Here is a 17421-nt window from a genome sequence, read left to right as displayed (position 1 = left end):
GGCTCAGTGTGCGGCGGCGATGTCGCGGTCGGCTACGCGCCAGATCAGGCGATTGGTGTCGTAGCCTTGCTGACGCGCCTTGGCCAGCAGGCTCTCGCGCTCCCAGGCCGGCAGGCTCGGCGTACGCGACAGGATCCACAGGTACTTGCGGTCCGGGCTGCCGACCAACGCGGTCTGATAACGCGAGTCGACGTACAACACCCAGTACTCGCCCTTGGCCACACCAGGCGCCAGGCGAGTGAACCAGTTGTCGAACTCGACCCAGAGCTTGTCGGTATGCCCGGGCTCCTGCGGCGTGGCGCTGCCTTCGGCACGGATCCACTGGCCGTCGAGCATGCGGCAACGGTTGAGCACGCCGATGCTGCCATCAGGCCGGGCGTTGTAATGCGCCTCGGATTGCGCGCAGTCGCGCTGGAAGTACATCGGCAGGCGGGCCAGCTCGAACCATTTGCCCTGATAGCGCTTGAGGTCGACGGCGCCTGCCGTCTTCGGCGCCAACGGGTCATGGCTACCCGTGGCGCAGCCGCCCAGCAACAGGCTCAGGCACAGCCCAAGCAGCAGACTCACGTGCCTCATTTAAGGCCCTGCCCGGAGTACATCAATACTTTGTCCGCTGCATACTGCACACTGATGAAGCTGTTCTGGTCACCCCAGGTGCAACTGCTCATGCCCAGCGCGCCCGAGCACTCGGTAGGTGTACCCAGCAGTTGTTCGACCGCCGCGCGGTTCATGCCGGCGCTGAGTTTGGAGTAATTTTCCTGGTTGATCTTGCTGCACGCAGTCAGCACGACGCACAACGACAACAGGGCGAGGGAACGCAACGACATGAAGGGACACTCCTGGACACGGACATCAGGCGAGGCGCCTGTGGAGACCTTGGAGAGCAAAAAGCCTCCGTGGTTCCCTGATCGCAGCGCTTAAATGCCGGCCGTTGGTCGTCTGACCGGCCAACGACTCATGTTTTACCCGCACAAGTCGACACAACGAGCAGTGGAGCAGCAGCTTGCCCTACCCCCTGCCCTTCGACGTGCATTCGCGCAGACTCAGCCATGACCAAAAATCTCAAGTTCAGCCACAAGATCCTGCTGGCCGCAGCCCTCGTAGTCGCGGTCGCCTTCACCTGCTTCGTACTGTTCAACGACTACCGGCAACGCCAGTCACTGCGCAGCGACACGCAGACGTCGCTGCAGGACCTGGGCAGCCTGACTGCAGGCAACATCCGCAACTGGCTCGACAGCCGCGTGCAGGTGCTCGATAGCCTGGCCCAGCAAGTGGCCGTCGATGGCCCCGGCAAGCCGAGCCTGGACCGTGCCCTGGCACTGCCGGTGTATGCCAACAACTTCCAGCTGAGCTACTTCGGCGGCCAGGACGGCAGCATGCAATCGGTACCCGCCGGCAACCGCGCCGCCGACTACGACCCGCGCCAGCGTGGCTGGTACAAGGCGGCAACTGCTGCCAACCAGACTATCGTCACCGAGCCGTACATTTCCGCCTCGGCTGGCAAGCTGGTGATCACCCTGGCCACGCCTGTGCAACAGGGCGGTCGCCTGCTCGGCGTGAGTGGCGTCGACACCGACCTGCAGACCATCAGCAAGCTGATCAACGCGCTGGACTTCGATGGCAATGGCCATGCCTTCATCGTCAACGGCGAAGGCAAGATCATGATCCACCCCAAGCCTGAGCTGGCCCTGAAAACTCTCGCCGATCTGTTCCCTGGCGACACGCCGCAGATCAGCAGCGGGCTGAAGGAAGTCGAGTTCGACGGGCGCAAGCAGTTCATCAACTTCACCCACGTCGACGGCATCTCGTCGGTCGACTGGTATGTCGCGCTGGTGCTCGACCAGGACGCCGCCTTCGCCATGCTCGGCGAGCTGCGCACGTCGGCAGCCGTGGCGACGCTGATCGCGATCATCGCCATCATTGCCCTGCTCGGCCTGCTGATTCGCGTGCTGATGCAGCCGCTGCACGCCATGGGCCGCGCCATGCGTGACATTGCCGAGGGTGAAGGCGACCTGACCCGGCGCCTGACCATCCATGCTCAGGACGAATTCGGCAGCCTTGCCCAGTCGTTCAACCGCTTTGTCGAGCGTATCCACGAGTCGATCCGCGAAGTGGCCTCGGCGACCGGCCAGGTGAATGCCGTGGCCGGCCAGGTGGTGACTGCCTCCAACGCCTCGATCAACAACGCCGATCAGCAGTCGAGCCGCACCAGCAGCGTTGCCGCTGCAATCAATCAGCTCGGTGCCGCCGCCCATGAAATCGCCCAGAACGCCGCGCTCGCCTCGCAGCATTCGACCGCCGCGCGCGGTCTGGCCGAAGAAGGCCAGCAGGTGGTCGGGCAAACCATCAGCACCATGCATCAGCTGTCGGCGCGCATCAGTGACTCGTGCGAGAACATCCAGACACTCAATTCGCACACCAGCAACATCGGCCAGATCCTCGATGTGATCACCGGCATTTCGCAGCAAACCAACCTGCTCGCGCTGAACGCTGCCATCGAAGCCGCCCGCGCGGGCGAGGCCGGGCGTGGTTTTGCCGTGGTTGCCGATGAGGTGCGCAGTCTGGCCCACCGCACTCAGGAATCAGCGCAGCAGGTACAGCGTTTGATCGAAGAGCTGCAGGCCGGCGCGCAGATGGCGGTCAGCACCATGAACCAGAGCCAGCAGCAGAGCGAGCACAGCGTGGGGATTGCCAACCAGGCCGGTGAACGCCTGGGCAGCGTGACCCAGCGCATCGGCGAGATCGATGGCATGAACCAGTCGGTTGCCACCGCCACCGAAGAGCAGACGGCGGTGGTCGAGTCGATCAATCTCGACATCAGCGAGATCAATACGCTGAATCAGGAAGGCGTGCACAACCTGCAGAGCACCTTGCGTGCCTGCAACGACCTGGAACACCAGGTCGAACGGTTGCAACAGTTGGTTGGCAGTTTCAGAATCTGAGCCGGGTGCTGCCCCATTCGCCTACGCAGATGGGGCAGCCGCTCAGCGCTGCATCAGAACCGTGAACCCGGCTCGAGCAGGAAATCCATCTCTTCATCGGTGCTCGGACGGTCCAGCAGCAGATTGCGCTGCGGGAACCGGCCAAAGCGCTCGATCACGCGCTGATGCTGCTCGGCGTAGTCAAGGAAGCCTTCGAACAGGCGGCGGTTGGCCTCCGGTTGCTCGTCCAGCAACTGCCGATAGCGCTCGACACTAAGGTGCTGCCAGTCGAGCACCTCGGCGTGTTCCAGCACCAACAGCACGAACACCCGCTGGATCGGCAGCAACTGGTAATCCCAGTCATGCTGCAAACCCTGCATGGCCACCACCTGCGCGCGCCGGTCACCTTCAAAGGCGCGCGGCGTGTCGCGGTAGATCATGCGCGGCAGTTGATCGAGCAGCAGGATCAGGCCAAGCCAGCCCTGCGGGCTTTGCTGCCAGTCTTCGAGACCACCCGCCAGGGCCTGCTCGCACAGCGCGCCGAAACGCTCGCGCGCCTCGTCATCATGGTGCTTGCCGAACCACAGCGTGCTCTTCTCGTCAGCCACGGCCTGCGGGCTCTTGCCCGGACCGAACCACCACTCCAGCAACGGCTGCCAAGGTGCGAGCATGATTTATTCCTTGTGGTAGGCCGTAACGCGCTCGACCTCTTGCTTCGAGCCGAGGATTACCGAAACGCGCTGGTGCAGGCTGTCCGGCTGGATGTCGAGGATGCGTTGCTCACCGTTGGTGGCAGCGCCGCCGGCCTGTTCGATGATGAACGACATCGGGTTGGCCTCGTACATCAGGCGCAGCTTGCCTGGCTTGCTCGGCTCACGCGAATCGCGTGGGTACATGAACAGACCGCCACGGGTGAGGATGCGGTGCACATCAGCCACCATCGAGGCGATCCAGCGCATGTTGTAGTTCTTTTTCAACGGCCCGGTCTCACCGGCCAGCAGCTCGCCGACGTAGCGCTGGATCGGCGCTTCCCAGTGACGCTGGTTGGACATGTTGATAGCGAACTCGGCAGTGGTCTCCGGCACCTGGATGTTCTCGTGAGTGAGGACAAAGCTGCCCAGCTCGCGGTCCAGGGTGAAGCCTTTGACGCCATTGCCCAGGGTCAGGATCAGCATGGTCTGCGGGCCGTAGATCGCGTAACCGGCGGCGACCTGCTCGGTGCCAGGCTGGAGGAAGGCGTTTTCGTTGAGGGTTTCGTTCTGGCTCAGGTATTCCTGCGGGCAGCGCAGAACCGAGAAGATGGTGCCGACCGAAACGTTGACATCGATGTTCGACGAGCCGTCCAGTGGGTCGAACACCAGCAGGTAGGCACCCTTAGGGTATTTACCCGGGATCTGGTAGGCGTTGTCCATTTCTTCGGACGCCATGCCGGCCAGGTGACCACCCCACTCGTTGGCTTCGAGCAGAATGTCGTTGGAGATCACGTCGAGCTTTTTCTGCACTTCGCCCTGTACGTTTTCGGTGCCCATGCTGCCCAGCACGCCGCCGAGGGCGCCTTTGGACACGTGGTGGCTGATTTCCTTGCACGCGCGCGCCACCACCTCGATCAGGAAGCGCAGATCGGCAGGAGTATTGTTGCTGCGGGTCTGCTCAATCAGATAGCGACTCAGGGTAACGCGGGACATGTATGGCTCCGAAAGGGAAAGAGGGTGAAAAACCCCGGCAGTTTACAGTAATGCCGTTGGTTTGGCGTAACAGGGGTCGCTTTGCGACCCTTTCGCGACACAAGGCCGCTCCTACAGAACAGCGGGGTAACCGCATCCACGCAACCCTGTAGGAGCGGCCTTGTTTCGCGAAAGGGCCGCAAAGCGGCCCCAACCCAGAGCACCGGCAAGTTTACAGCGACTGGTAAAGCCTAGCGAGCAAACACTCCCGCATGGCCGATCAGACGGTCGAACCGGAGTCTAGTTCAGCACGGCACCGGCCGGCGGTCGGCCAGGTGCCCTGCCATGGTCAGCTCAATCCAACGCTTTCCAAATCTCGGTCGCGTACTCGCGGATGGTCCGATCCGACGAGAACCAGCCCATCCGCGAGGTATTGAGCACCGCCACTCGCCACCATTGTTCCGGCTGATGCCACAGCTCATCGACCTTGCGCTGGGCATCCCAGTAGGCGTCGAAGTCGGCGCAGACCAGGAAGCGGTCATGGTCGATCAGCGAGTCGATCAACTGGGTATAGCGCGACGGGTCATCCGGCGAGAACACCCCGCTGCGAATGGCGTGCAGCACATCGCTGAGGCGGTGCGACTCGGCCACCGCTGCACTGGCACCAAAGTCACCCGCGCGCTTGCGCGCCTCGACCTGCTGCGCCGTCAGCCCAAAGATGAACATGTTCTCTGCACCGACCTGCTCGCACATCTCGACGTTGGCGCCGTCCAGGGTGCCGATGGTCAGCGCGCCGTTGAGGCCGAACTTCATGTTGCTGGTGCCGGACGCTTCATAGCCGGCGGTGGAAATCTGCTCGGACAAGTCCGCCGCCGGGATGATGCTCTCGGCCAGGCTGACGTTGTAGTTGGGCAGGAATACCACCTTGAGCAGCCCGCGCACGGTCGGATCGTTGTTGACCACCCGAGCGATGTCGTTGGACAGCTTGATGATCAGCTTGGCCTGGTGATAGCTGGCGGCCGCCTTGCCGGCGAAGATCTTCACCCGCGGCACCCAGTCGGTGCTCGGTTCGGCGCGAATTGCCTGATACAGCGCCACCGTGTGCAGCAGGTTGAGCAGCTGGCGCTTGTACTCGTGGATGCGCTTGACCTGTACGTCGAACATCGCTTCGGGGTTGACCGTCACGCCGACGCGGTCCTGGATGATGCTCGCCAAGGCACGCTTGCTGTGCAGCCGCTGCGCAGCGAACTGCTTGCGAAACGCCGGTTGCTCGGCGAACGGCTCAAGGTCCTTGAGGCGCACCTCGGCGTCATCCAGCACCTCGCGCCCGAGGGCCTCGATCAGCATCGCAGTCAGCTGCGGGTTAGCCTGGTGCAGCCAGCGGCGGAAGGTGACGCCGTTGGTCTTGTTGTTGATCCGATCCGGGTAGAGCTTGTGCAGCTCGGCGAACACCGTGCTCTTCATCAGCTTGCTGTGCAGCGCGGACACGCCGTTGACACTATGCGAACCAAGAAACGCCAGGTTGCCCATGCGCACGCGACGGCCGTTGTCTTCTTCGATCAACGACACCGCGCGCAACACGTCGAAATCGTGTTGGCCTTTGGCCCGCAGGGCATCGATATGATAGGCGTTGATCAGATAGATGATCTGCATGTGCCGCGGCAGCATGCGCTCCATCAGCGCCACCGGCCAGGTTTCCAGCGCTTCGGGCAACAGTGTGTGGTTGGTGTAGGCCAGGGTGCCGACGGTTACTTCCCAGGCTTTGTCCCATGGGATTTCATGCTGGTCGACCAGCAAGCGCATCAGCTCCGCCACCGCAATCGAGGGGTGGGTGTCGTTGAGCTGGATCGCCGCCGCATCAGGCAGGTTGAGCAGGCTCTTGTGCATGTTCAGGTGCCGGCGCAGCAGGTCTTGCAGCGAGGCGGAAACAAAGAAGTACTCCTGGCGCAGGCGCAGTTCCTGGCCCGCCTCGGTGCTATCGGCTGGGTAGAGCACGCGCGAGATGCTCTCGGCGCGGGCCACCTCGGCGACTGCACCCAAGTGGTCACCGGCGTTGAAGCGCTCCAGGTGCAGCTCTTCCAGCGCGCGTGCACGCCACAGGCGCAGGGTGTTGACGCTGGACCCGCGCCAGCCGACTACCGGCGTATCGTAGGCAACCGCCCGCACGGTTTCGCCAGGGGTCCAGATCTGCCGTTGCTGGCCGTCGGCAGCTGTAACGGTTTCGACGCCACCACCAAAGCTGATCGGATAGATCACCTCGGCCCGCTCGAACTCCCACGGGTTGCCGAAATCCAGCCAGTTCTCGGTTTGCTCCTGCTGCCAGCCATCGACCACGGCCTGGCGGAACAAGCCGTGCTCGTAGCGGATACCGTAGCCATGGGCGGCAATGCCCAGGGTCGACATGCTTTCCATGAAGCACGCCGCCAGCCGGCCAAGGCCACCATTGCCGAGCGCGGCGTCCGGCTCCAGCAGACGAATGCGATCAAGGTCGACACCGAGGCCATCCAGCGCCTCGCGGGCGATTTCCAGGTAGCCGAGGTTGCTCAGGCTGTCGTACAGCAGCCGGCCGATCAAAAACTCGAGGGAAAGGTAGTAGACGCGTTTCTGGCTACGTCGGTAGGCCTGCCGGGTGTGGTCCATCCAGTGATCGACCATATGGTCGCGCGCAGCCAGGGCAATGGCTTCGAACCAGTCGTGATCAAAGGCGTGCTCCGGGTCCTTGCCGACCGCGTAGGTCAGCTTGGCCAATACAGCGGCACGGAACTCGGTGACCTCGACGTCACGTGCTTTGGGTTGCTGAGACATGTGACATCCTCGGGCAAGTGGGCGAAGGCAGGAGAGTGTTCAGACTAGACCCTTCGACAGGGGCTGGCAGTTGTTGTTCGCAGTTTTCATGCCGACAAGCATAATCGGGCGAAAGGTTGTTCACAATTTGAACAACTCCGGTATCATCGCGCGCCCCTCCACCGTGATTCGCTCCTTATAACTATGAAACCGACCCTGATTGCCGCGGCTGAAGTCGACCGCCTCGATACCTGGCAGCGCTACTCCAGCCATATGTGCGGGGGCTGCCATTCGACCTGCTGCACGCTGCCGGTGGAAGTGAAGATCAAAGACCTGATCCGTATTGGCGTGGTCGATGACTTCGACAAGGACGAGCCGGCCAAGAACGTGGCCAAGCGCCTGCAGAAGGACGGCATCATCGAGCGTTTCAATCAGAAGTCGGGGATCTTCACCCTGACCCGGATGAGCAACGATGACTGTCTCTATCTGGATCGTAAGAGCCGCCTGTGCACCATTTATGACAAGCGCCCCGATACCTGCCGCAACCACCCCAAGGTCGGCCCACGGCCGGGCTTCTGCGCGTACAAACCGAAGGTGGTTGGGCGCTGATGGTCGGGGCTGCGTCGCGGCCTCTCCCACCTAAGCCGCCCTCCTGAGCGGCTCGCTGCGGCGCTGGAGCAGTCGGAAAGCCAGCAGCGCTAAACTGAAATCTGGGGCCGCTGCGCAGCCCTTTCGCGACACAAGGCCGCTCCTACACGCACCGCGTACGATCGGCATGCGCGGTCAATTGTAGGAGCGGCCTTGTGTCGCGAAAGGCCAGCAGCGCTGGCCCGGCGATATCGGCCGCGAAGCTGAAATCCTGGAGCTGCTGCGCGCCCCCAAAATCCTCAGACAAAACGCCTCGGCCTTTTGACAGGGGGCATTTTTTTTCTGTGGTCCAGGTACACATAAAGCAGCCTGCAACGCCGGTGCTCACCCCCAGCAGAGCGACTGTGAAGGCAGAAGACCAGTTCTCCTCCCTAGCACGTTGCCCAATGCTCACTACAGAACAACATTACCGTCTTGCCGGGTTGCGCGACGGTATTGTTCTTATCCACCCTAGTGACATGACCTTGTCTGGTTCAGGCGCTAAAAAAAACGCCCCCGGCCTTTCGACCGGGGGCGTTTTCATTCAGCTAGATCTGGACTCAGATCTTGGCTTTCTTGGCAGCGCGGGTACGCTCGCTTTCGTCGAGGATCTTCTTGCGAAGACGGATCGACTTAGGCGTGACTTCGCACAGCTCGTCTTCCTGGATGTATTCCAGAGCCTGTTCCAGAGTGAAGCGAACCGGCGGAACCAGAGCGATGGTTTCGTCTTTACCCGAAGCACGCATGTTGTCGAGCTTCTTGCCTTTGGTTGGGTTTACACCCAGGTCGTTGTCGCGGCTGTTCTGGCCGATGATCTGACCGTTGTAGATCTCTTGACCGTGCTCGACGAACAGCTTGCCGCGCGCCTGCAGGGTTTCCAGCGAGTAGGTCAGAGCCTTGCCGGTTTCAACCGAAACCAGTACGCCGTTCTGACGGCCGGACATGTGGCCCGACTTAACTGGAGCGTAGCGATCGAAGATCGAGGTCAGGATGCCAGCACCGTTGGTCAGGGTCAGGAACTGGTTACGGAAACCGATCAGACCACGAGCAGGGATGTTGTATTCCAGACGCACACGGCCTTTGCCATCCGGGACCATGTTGCTCAGGTCGCCTTTACGCAGGCCCATCTCTTCCATGACCTTGCCCTGAGCTTCCTCTGGGATGTCGATGGTGACGTTTTCGAACGGCTCTTGCTTGACGCCGTCGACTTCGCGAATGATCACTTCCGGACGGCCCAGGGCCAGCTCGAAGCCTTCGCGACGCATGGTTTCGATCAGTACCGACAGGTGCAGCTCACCACGGCCGGAAACCTTGAACTTGTCTGCCGAGTCGCCTTCTTCAACGCGCAGTGCAACGTTGTACAGCAGCTCTTTGTCCAGACGATCCTTGATGTTACGCGAGGTCACGAACTTGCCTTCTTTACCGCAGAATGGCGAGTCGTTGACCTGGAAGGTCATGGAAACGGTTGGCTCGTCGACGGTCAGAGGCTTCATCGCCTCGACGGTCAGCGGGTCGCACAGGGTGTCGGAGATGAACAGCTCGTCGAAACCGCTGATGCAGACGATGTCGCCGGCGGCAGCTTCTTCAACGTCGACACGGTGCAGACCGTGGTGACCCATCAGCTTCAGGATACGGCCGTTACGCTTCTTGCCGTCGGTATCGATGGCAACAACCGGGGTGTTCGGCTTGACGCGACCACGGGCGATACGGCCAACGCCGATAACACCGAGGAAGCTGTTGTAGTCCAGAGCGGAGATCTGCATCTGGAACGGGCCGTCACGGTCAACAGCAGGTGGTGGAACGTGGTCGACAACCGCTTGGTACAGCGGGGTCATGTCTTCGGCCATGGCAGTGTGGTCCAGACCGGCAATGCCGTTCAGGGCCGAGGCGTAGACGACCTGGAAGTCCAGCTGCTCGTCGGTAGCACCGAGGTTGTCGAACAGATCGAAGATCTGGTCCAGAACCCAATCAGGACGCGCGCCCGGACGGTCAACCTTGTTGATTACAACGATTGGCTTGAGGCCAGCTTCGAATGCCTTTTTGGTCACGAAGCGAGTTTGCGGCATAGGGCCGTCTTGGGCGTCGACCAGCAGCAGCACGGAGTCGACCATCGACATTACACGCTCAACTTCGCCACCGAAGTCGGCGTGGCCGGGGGTGTCGACGATGTTGATGTGGTAGCCATTCCAGTTGATGGCGGTGTTTTTCGCCAGAATGGTAATACCGCGCTCTTTCTCCTGGTCGTTGGAGTCCATGACGCGCTCGTCATTGAGCTCGTTACGCTCCAGGGTGCCCGACTGACGCAGGAGTTTGTCGACCAGAGTGGTTTTACCATGGTCAACGTGGGCGATGATGGCGATGTTACGCAGATTTTCGATCACAAATGTATCTCGATCAGAGGATTCGGTTGCCGCCCATTCTAGACGGCCAATATGAAGGTAAAAGGCTCAGCGGGCCCGCGGGTCGGGAGGGCGATGGCGGATGCTGCCGCCATACAGCCCTGGCAGTTTATGCCGGACGATAAACACGCACATTGGCATGTCCCTCACTGAGCAGATGATGCGCATGCAGGCGACTCATGACGCCCTTGTCGCAATAAAGTAGGTACTGACGGTTGCCATCGAGCTGCTTGAAGCGGCTGTTGATGGCATAGAAAGGCATGGTCTGGACTTCGATACCGTCGATCACCAGAGGTTGATCCTCTTGCGCATCGGGGTGACGAATGTCGATGACGATCTGGCCTGGAGTGGCCTCGGCCACCTCTTCAATCTGAATGTCCTGGCTCAGTTCGTCGATCACATGGTCGATCGAGATGAAGCGAGCACGTTCCAGCGCGCGCTCCAGGATCTGCATATCGAACTGGGCCTCCTCATATACAACCCGCTGCGGTTTGGCGCAGGTAGTCGGGTTGACCGAGATGACGCCGCAGTATTCTGGCATGTGCTTGGCAAACTCGGCTGTGCCGATCTGATAAGCGGTATCGATGATGTCCTGTTTGTGGCTGGCCAACAGCGGACGCAGGACCAGCTTGTCAGTGGCCTGGTCGATCACTGTCAGGTTGGGCAGGGTCTGGCTCGACACCTGGGAAATCGCCTCACCGGTGACCAGCGCGTCGATCTGCAGGCGGTCAGCGATGTTGGCCGCTGCGCGCAGCATCATGCGCTTGAGGGTGACGCCCATGTAGCTGTTGTCGACCTTGCCGAGAATCTCGCCGACCACTTCTTCGAACGGCACGCTGATGAACAGCACGCGCTGGCTGCTGCCGTATTTTTTCCACAGGTAGTGAGCGACTTCCATCACCCCCAACTCGTGGGCACGGCCGCCGAGGTTGAAGAAGCAGAAGTGGGTCATCAGGCCGCGACGCATCATCTGGTAGGCAGCCACGGTGGAATCGAAACCACCGGACATCAACACCAGAGTCTGCTCCAACGCGCCCAACGGATAACCGCCGATACCTTGATGCTGATTGTGGATGACGTAAAGGCGCTGATTGCGGATTTCCATCCGCACCTTGATTTCCGGGTTCTTCAGGTCGATACCGGCGGCGCCGCACTGCTGGCGCAACTGGCTGCCAACATAACGGTCGACATCCATCGAAGTGAAGTCGTGGTGGCCGCCACGCTTGCAGCGTACGGCGAAGCGTTTGCCAGCCAGCAGATGGCCGTAATGCGCCTTGCACTTCTCGACGATATCGTCGAAGTCGCCCAGCGGGTATTCCTCTACCTGAAGGAAATGGGTGATCCCCGGCGTGCACGACAGCCGGTCGATGATCTCGCGCTGAAGCCTCTCGTCTTCGATGCGGGTGACCACTTCGAGATTATCCCAGACACCGTCAACCTTCAGCTCAGGGTCGATATCCTTGAGCACGTTGCGGATGTTCTTCGAGAGCTGACGGATGAAGCGCTTGCGCACCGGCCGGCTCTTGATGGTGATTTCTGGGAAGACTTTGACGATGAGTTTCATGGGTAAACAGCGCGCCCAGGGCCTGCCGAAAATGAGGGGCGCGAATTATAGCGGAAATTGCTCAGGATTTGACCAACTTTTGAACAGAAAGGTTTGAGATGAGTGCAAGAGATTGATTTTGCCGCGCCTGTGCCGGCTCTTTAGCGGCGATCCGGCGTCCCGGTGAACCCGCTCCCACAGGATGGTGCAATGCCCGACTCCACCGCTATCCCTGTGGGAGCGGGTTTACCCGCGAAGAGGTTCCAGAAAACGCCCCCGCAAAGATGCGCACTAATTTGGTGCGCAGTTGGCAATTTCCGCATCTAAAAGGTGCGCTTTTGCTCGGACCACTACCAATAAGTGCCCCTGAACGCCCACTTTTATCTCAGACTCGCCATTTTCGGGCACTGGCATGCAATTTGCTCTCTTGTGAGGCAGGTAAGCTTGGCCGACTATCCGCGCCCAGCAACACCCTTTTTCCAGGGCAGCGGCCCACCGCGCTCTAGACCCTCCGGAGGACAACATGTCGAAGTCGGTTCAACTCATCAAAGATCATGACGTCAAGTGGATTGATCTGCGTTTCACGGACACCAAAGGCACTCAGCATCACGTGACCATGCCGGCGCGTGATGGTCTGGACGAAGACTTCTTTGAAGTCGGCAAGATGTTCGACGGTTCGTCGATTGCCGGCTGGAAAGGCATCGAAGCCTCCGACATGATCCTGATGCCGGTTGACGATACCGCTGTGCTCGACCCGTTCACCGAAGAGCCAACCCTGATCATCACCTGCGACATCGTCGACCCGTCGAGCATGCTCGGCTACGATCGCGACCCACGTGCGATCGCCAAGCGCGCTGAAGAGTACCTCAAGAGCACTGGCCTGGGTGACACCGTGTTCGCCGGTCCAGAGCCTGAGTTCTTCATCTTCGACGAAGTGAAGTTCCAGTCCGACATCTCCGGTTCGATGTTCAAGATCTTCTCCGAGCAAGGCTCGTGGATGACCGGTGCTGACATCGAAGGCGGCAACAAAGGCCACCGTCCAGGCGTCAAAGGCGGCTACTTCCCAGTACCTCCGTTCGACCACGACCACGAAATCCGTACTGCCATGTGCAACGCACTGGAAGAAATGGGTCAGATCGTTGAAGTTCACCACCACGAAGTGGCGACTGCCGGTCAGAACGAAATCGGCGTCAAGTTCAACACCCTGGTGAAGAAAGCTGACGAAGTCCAGGCCCTGAAATACGTCGTGCACAACGTTGCCGACGCTTACGGCCGCACCGCTACCTTCATGCCGAAGCCACTGTACGGTGACAACGGTTCGGGCATGCACGTGCACATGTCGATCTGGAAAGACGGCAAGAACACCTTCGCTGGCGAAGGCTATGCCGGCCTGTCCGATACCGCCCTGTACTTCATCGGCGGCATCATCAAGCACGGTAAGGCACTGAACGGCTTCACCAACCCGTCGACCAACTCCTACAAGCGTCTGGTCCCAGGTTTCGAAGCACCGGTCATGCTCGCCTACTCGGCCCGTAACCGTTCCGCCTCGATCCGTATTCCTTACGTCAGCAGCCCGAAAGCTCGCCGTATCGAAGCGCGCTTCCCGGACCCGTCGGCCAACCCATACCTGGCCTTCGCAGCCCTGCTGATGGCTGGCCTGGACGGCATCCAGAACAAGATTCACCCAGGCGATGCTGCCGACAAGAACCTCTACGACCTGCCACCAGAAGAAGCCAAGGACATTCCGCAAGTCTGCGGCAGCCTGAAAGAAGCTCTGGAAGAGCTGGATAAAGGCCGTGCGTTCCTGACCAAGGGCGGCGTGTTCTCCGACGACTTCATCGATGCCTTCATCGAGCTGAAGAGCGAAGAAGAAATCAAGGTGCGCACCTTCGTACACCCGCTGGAATACGAGCTGTACTACAGCTGCTGATGTAAGCGACGCCTGTCGTCGCTAGGCATCAACTGAAGACGGCCTCCCTCGGGAGGCCGTTTTCCGTTTCGCCAGACAGGATTTTCAGAAGCGTCCGACTTGCGCACCCCCAGCATCACCGCACACTTCCAGCCTCCACTAAAAAGGAGACTGCCAATGCGCCTTGCCCCCTTTATCATCGCCTGCGCCCTCGGCCTGAGCGGCTGCAGCGCCACCTCTGACGATCCCACCTTCTCACCCCTGCTTGACCTGATCGAGCGGCGACTGGCCGTGGCCGATGTGGTAGCGCTGCATAAATGGGATAACGCCCAGCCCGTCCAGGCAACCGAGCGCGAACAAGCCATCATTGCTGCCGTGCGCAACGCGGCGCCTGGCCATGGCCTTGACCCTGCGCGTGCAGCGGCGTTCTTTGATGATCAAATAGAGGCCAACAAGCTGGTGCAGTATGCGCGGCTGTCGCAATGGCAGCTCTCCGGCGCGGCGCCGGCACTGCCACGACATGACTTGCAACGCATCATCCGCCCGCGGCTGGACGGCCTGCAGACAGACCTGCTGCACCAATTGGCGTCTTTCGATCAAACCCGCAGCCGCCAGTGCGCGCGCAAGCTGGCCCTGGCATTGGCGCAACGCCAAGGCGATGCACTGCACCGTGCCGGCATGATCCGCGCCACCGGACAGCTCTGCGACTGAGCACGCGACCAAGATGCTCTATATTGGTGCGTGGCGGGGCCTACTGCTCTGCCATGCAGCCCAATATGGTTCAAGTGAATCGTTTCATCGATAGTTTTTGGCCTGCAATAGCGCATGAACAGGGCTTTTTCCGGTAATTGCGCTTCTTTTCGGAGCCTTGGTTTGTTTCTTGCATTTTCAAACCATCACGCGGATCACCAGCGCGCCCGCTCCTGGCTCAGCCAAGGGCGACCCATGTGCCAAAAGAGGTCGACGACGCCCCATGACCATCAGCGATGCGCAGCACCGTCTACTCCTGGACAACCTGACCACAGCGACCCTGCTGCTCAATGCCGAACTGCGCCTGGAGTACATGAATCCGGCCGCAGAGATGCTGCTGGCGGTCAGCGGTCAGCGCAGTCATGGGCAGTTCATCAGCGAGCTGTTCACCGAGTCGACCGAGGCGCTCAACTCGCTGCGCCAGGCCGTTGAACAGGCGCACCCGTTCACCAAGCGCGAGGCGCAACTGACCTCGCTGACCGGGCAAAGCATCACCGTCGATTACGCGGTTACGCCGATCCTGCATCAAGGCCAGACCTTGCTGCTGCTCGAGGTGCACCCGCGTGACCGGCTGTTGCGTATCACCAAGGAAGAGGCCCAGCTGTCCAAGCAGGAAACCACCAAGATGCTGGTGCGTGGCCTCGCCCATGAAATAAAGAATCCGCTGGGCGGCATTCGTGGCGCGGCGCAATTGCTCGCCCGCGAGCTGCCCAACGACGGCCTGCGCGATTACACCAACGTGATCATCGAAGAAGCCGACCGCCTGCGTAACCTGGTCGACCGCATGCTCGGCTCGAACAAACTGCCGTCGCTGGCGATGACCAACATTCACGAAGTGCTGGAGCGCGTATGCAGCCTGGTCGAGGCCGAAAGCCAAGGCTGCATCACTTTGGTGCGTGATTACGATCCAAGCCTGCCGGACGTATTGATCGACCGCGAGCAGATGATCCAGGCCGTACTTAACATCGTGCGTAACGCAATGCAGGCGATCAGCAGCCAGAACGAATTGCGCCTGGGCCGCATCAGCCTGCGCAGCCGCGCCGTGCGCCAGTTCACCATTGGTCACATCCGTCATCGCCTGGTAGCCCGCGTCGAGATCACCGACAACGGCCCCGGCATCCCAGCGGAACTGCAGGACACCCTCTTCTATCCCATGGTCAGCGGGCGCCCGGACGGTACCGGCCTCGGCCTGGCCATTACCCAGAACATCATCAGCCAGCACCAGGGCCTGATCGAGTGTGAGAGCCATGCCGGCCACACCACCTTCTCGATCTTCCTGCCTCTGGAACAAGGAGCCACTGCCCCATGAGCCGAAGTGAAACCGTGTGGATCGTCGACGATGATCGCTCCATCCGCTGGGTCCTGGAAAAAGCCCTGCAACAGGAGGGCATGACCACCCAGAGCTTCGACAGCGCTGACGGAGTCATGGGTCGCCTGGCCCGGCAGCAGCCGGACGTGATCATTTCCGACATCCGCATGCCTGGCGCCAGCGGCCTGGACCTGCTGGCGCAGATTCGCGAACAACATCCGCGCTTGCCGGTGATCATCATGACCGCGCATTCGGACCTGGACAGTGCGGTTGCCTCCTATCAAGGCGGCGCTTTCGAGTACCTGCCCAAGCCGTTCGACGTTGACGAGGCGGTCTCGCTGGTCAAGCGGGCCAACCAACATGCTCAGGAGCAGCAAGGCCTGCATGTGGCGCCGACGCTGACGCGTACGCCGGAGATCATTGGCGAGGCGCCGGCGATGCAGGAAGTATTCCGCGCCATCGGCCGCCTCAGCCACTCCAACATCACCGTGTTGATCAACGGTGAGTCGGGTACCGGTAAAGAGTTGGTTGCCCACGCCCTGCACCGTCACAGCCCAAGGGCTGCTTCGCCGTTCATTGCGTTGAACATGGCGGCGATCCCCAAGGATCTGATGGAGTCAGAGCTGTTCGGCCATGAGAAGGGCGCGTTCACCGGCGCTGCCAACCTGCGCCGTGGCCGCTTCGAGCAGGCCGATGGCGGCACGTTGTTCCTCGACGAAATCGGCGACATGCCAGCCGACACCCAGACCCGCCTGCTGCGGGTATTGGCTGACGGTGAGTTCTACCGCGTGGGCGGGCATATCCCGGTCAAGGTCGATGTACGCATCATCGCCGCAACGCACCAGAACCTGGAAACCCTGGTCCAGGCGGGCAAATTCCGTGAGGACTTGTTCCACCGCCTGAACGTGATCCGCATCCATATTCCGCGACTGTCCGACCGCCGTGAGGATATCCCCACCCTCGCCAGGCACTTCCTCGGCCGAGCGGCGCAAGAGCTGTCGGTCGAGCCAAAGCTGCTCAAGCCGGAGACCGAAGAGTTCATGCGCAACCTGCCGTGGCCGGGCAACGTGCGCCAGCTGGAGAACACCTGCCGCTGGATCACGGTAATGGCCTCTAGCCGCGAAGTGCTGGTGGGTGACCTGCCGCCGGAGCTGCTCAACCTGCCGCAGGATGCTGCGCCGGTGACCAACTGGGAGCAGGCACTGCGCCAGTGGGCGGATCAGGCGTTGGCGCGGGGGCAGTCCAACCTGCTCGACAGCGCGGTGCCGAGTTTCGAGCGGATCATGATCGAGACCGCACTCAAGCATACCGCCGGGCGTCGGCGTGATGCTGCGGTGTTGCTGGGTTGGGGGCGTAACACCCTGACCCGCAAGATCAAAGAACTGGGGATGAAGATCGACGGCGGCGATGAGGATGACGGCGACGATCATTGATCCACGCTTGACGCCCTACACGCCGGGCCAGCTTCGCTGGCCTTTCCGACCGGTCCGGCGCCCCGGCAAGGCCGCTCCTACA

The 17421-nt window shown here is 61.1% G+C and carries 13 protein-coding genes and 1 pseudogene; 7 read left to right on the top strand and 7 right to left on the bottom strand.

What is annotated here, in order from left to right; all coding sequences use genetic code 11:
• Window positions 1-3: 3 nt before the first annotated feature.
• The gene (locus CXQ80_RS01110) at window positions 4-576 is read right to left on the bottom strand and encodes a lipocalin family protein (protein ID WP_101315639.1); all 573 of its coding nucleotides are present in this window, start codon (window positions 574-576) and stop codon (window positions 4-6) included.
• On the bottom strand, window positions 573-827 hold the full coding sequence (gene bamE, locus CXQ80_RS01105) for an outer membrane protein assembly factor BamE (protein WP_101315637.1): 255 nt from the start codon (window positions 825-827) through the stop codon (window positions 573-575). Before bamE ends, CXQ80_RS01110 begins: the two co-directional genes overlap by 4 nt.
• Before the next feature lie 222 nt (window positions 828-1049).
• Between bamE and CXQ80_RS25170 the strand changes: the two are divergent.
• Both CXQ80_RS25170 and CXQ80_RS25165 read left to right on the top strand, forming a co-directional pair.
• Window positions 1050-2087, top strand: a pseudogene (locus CXQ80_RS25170) (cache domain-containing protein); the annotation flags it as partial.
• 24 nt (window positions 2088-2111) lie between these two features.
• Window positions 2112-2942 carry a methyl-accepting chemotaxis protein gene (locus tag CXQ80_RS25165; RefSeq protein WP_371918905.1) on the top strand — a complete coding sequence of 277 codons (831 nt, stop codon included), beginning with the start codon at window positions 2112-2114 and terminating at the stop codon, window positions 2940-2942.
• A 53-nt stretch (window positions 2943-2995) separates the two neighbouring features.
• On the opposite strand, the gene CXQ80_RS01095 is transcribed toward CXQ80_RS25165, so the two are convergent.
• The 3 genes from CXQ80_RS01095 to CXQ80_RS01085 all read right to left on the bottom strand — a co-directional run bounded on the left by CXQ80_RS01095 (window position 2996) and on the right by CXQ80_RS01085 (window position 7390).
• Window positions 2996-3592, bottom strand: coding sequence for a DUF924 family protein (locus CXQ80_RS01095; protein ID WP_101315633.1), 597 nt, complete (start codon window positions 3590-3592; stop codon window positions 2996-2998).
• 3 nt (window positions 3593-3595) lie between these two features.
• The gene (locus CXQ80_RS01090) at window positions 3596-4606 is read right to left on the bottom strand and encodes a class 1 fructose-bisphosphatase (RefSeq protein WP_101315630.1); all 1011 of its coding nucleotides are present in this window, start codon (window positions 4604-4606) and stop codon (window positions 3596-3598) included.
• 333 nt (window positions 4607-4939) lie between these two features.
• Window positions 4940-7390, bottom strand: a complete 2451-nt coding sequence (locus tag CXQ80_RS01085; RefSeq protein WP_101315628.1) for a glycogen/starch/alpha-glucan phosphorylase — start codon at window positions 7388-7390, stop codon at window positions 4940-4942.
• Between the two features lie 183 nt (window positions 7391-7573).
• Here CXQ80_RS01085 and CXQ80_RS01080 point away from each other — a divergent pair, with 183 nt between their 5' ends.
• Complete coding sequence (locus tag CXQ80_RS01080; RefSeq protein WP_101315626.1) at window positions 7574-7978, top strand: YkgJ family cysteine cluster protein; 405 nt, start codon at window positions 7574-7576, stop codon at window positions 7976-7978.
• 578 nt (window positions 7979-8556) lie between these two features.
• Here the strand turns inward: CXQ80_RS01080 and typA are convergent.
• Both typA and thiI read right to left on the bottom strand, forming a co-directional pair.
• A complete protein-coding gene (gene typA, locus CXQ80_RS01075; RefSeq protein ID WP_101315624.1) occupies window positions 8557-10377 on the bottom strand; it encodes a translational GTPase TypA in 1821 nt (606 codons plus the stop codon).
• Between the two features lie 127 nt (window positions 10378-10504).
• Window positions 10505-11959, bottom strand: coding sequence for a tRNA uracil 4-sulfurtransferase ThiI (thiI, locus tag CXQ80_RS01070; protein ID WP_101315622.1), 1455 nt, complete (start codon window positions 11957-11959; stop codon window positions 10505-10507).
• A gap of 502 nt (window positions 11960-12461) precedes the next feature.
• Between thiI and glnA the strand changes: the two genes are divergently transcribed.
• From glnA to ntrC, 4 genes are all read left to right on the top strand, one after another.
• Window positions 12462-13868, top strand: coding sequence for a type I glutamate--ammonia ligase (gene glnA / locus CXQ80_RS01065; protein ID WP_101315620.1), 1407 nt, complete (start codon window positions 12462-12464; stop codon window positions 13866-13868).
• Between the two features lie 156 nt (window positions 13869-14024).
• The gene (locus tag CXQ80_RS01060; protein ID WP_101315618.1) at window positions 14025-14558 is read left to right on the top strand and encodes a chorismate mutase; all 534 of its coding nucleotides are present in this window, start codon (window positions 14025-14027) and stop codon (window positions 14556-14558) included.
• 262 nt (window positions 14559-14820) lie between these two features.
• Window positions 14821-15906: a nitrogen regulation protein NR(II) gene (gene glnL, locus CXQ80_RS01055; protein WP_101315616.1), complete on the top strand. Its 1086-nt coding sequence runs from the start codon at window positions 14821-14823 to the stop codon at window positions 15904-15906.
• The gene (gene ntrC / locus CXQ80_RS01050; RefSeq protein WP_101315613.1) at window positions 15903-17339 is read left to right on the top strand and encodes a nitrogen regulation protein NR(I); all 1437 of its coding nucleotides are present in this window, start codon (window positions 15903-15905) and stop codon (window positions 17337-17339) included. Before glnL ends, ntrC begins: the two co-directional genes overlap by 4 nt.
• Window positions 17340-17421: the final 82 nt, after the last annotated feature.

It is taken from the genome of Pseudomonas sp. 02C 26, from assembly GCF_002843585.1.
GTDB classification, from domain to species: domain Bacteria; phylum Pseudomonadota; class Gammaproteobacteria; order Pseudomonadales; family Pseudomonadaceae; genus Aquipseudomonas; species Aquipseudomonas shirazensis.
The sequence above is the reverse complement of the archived record's forward strand: the minus strand, read 5'-3'. Positions and strand labels throughout refer to the sequence as shown.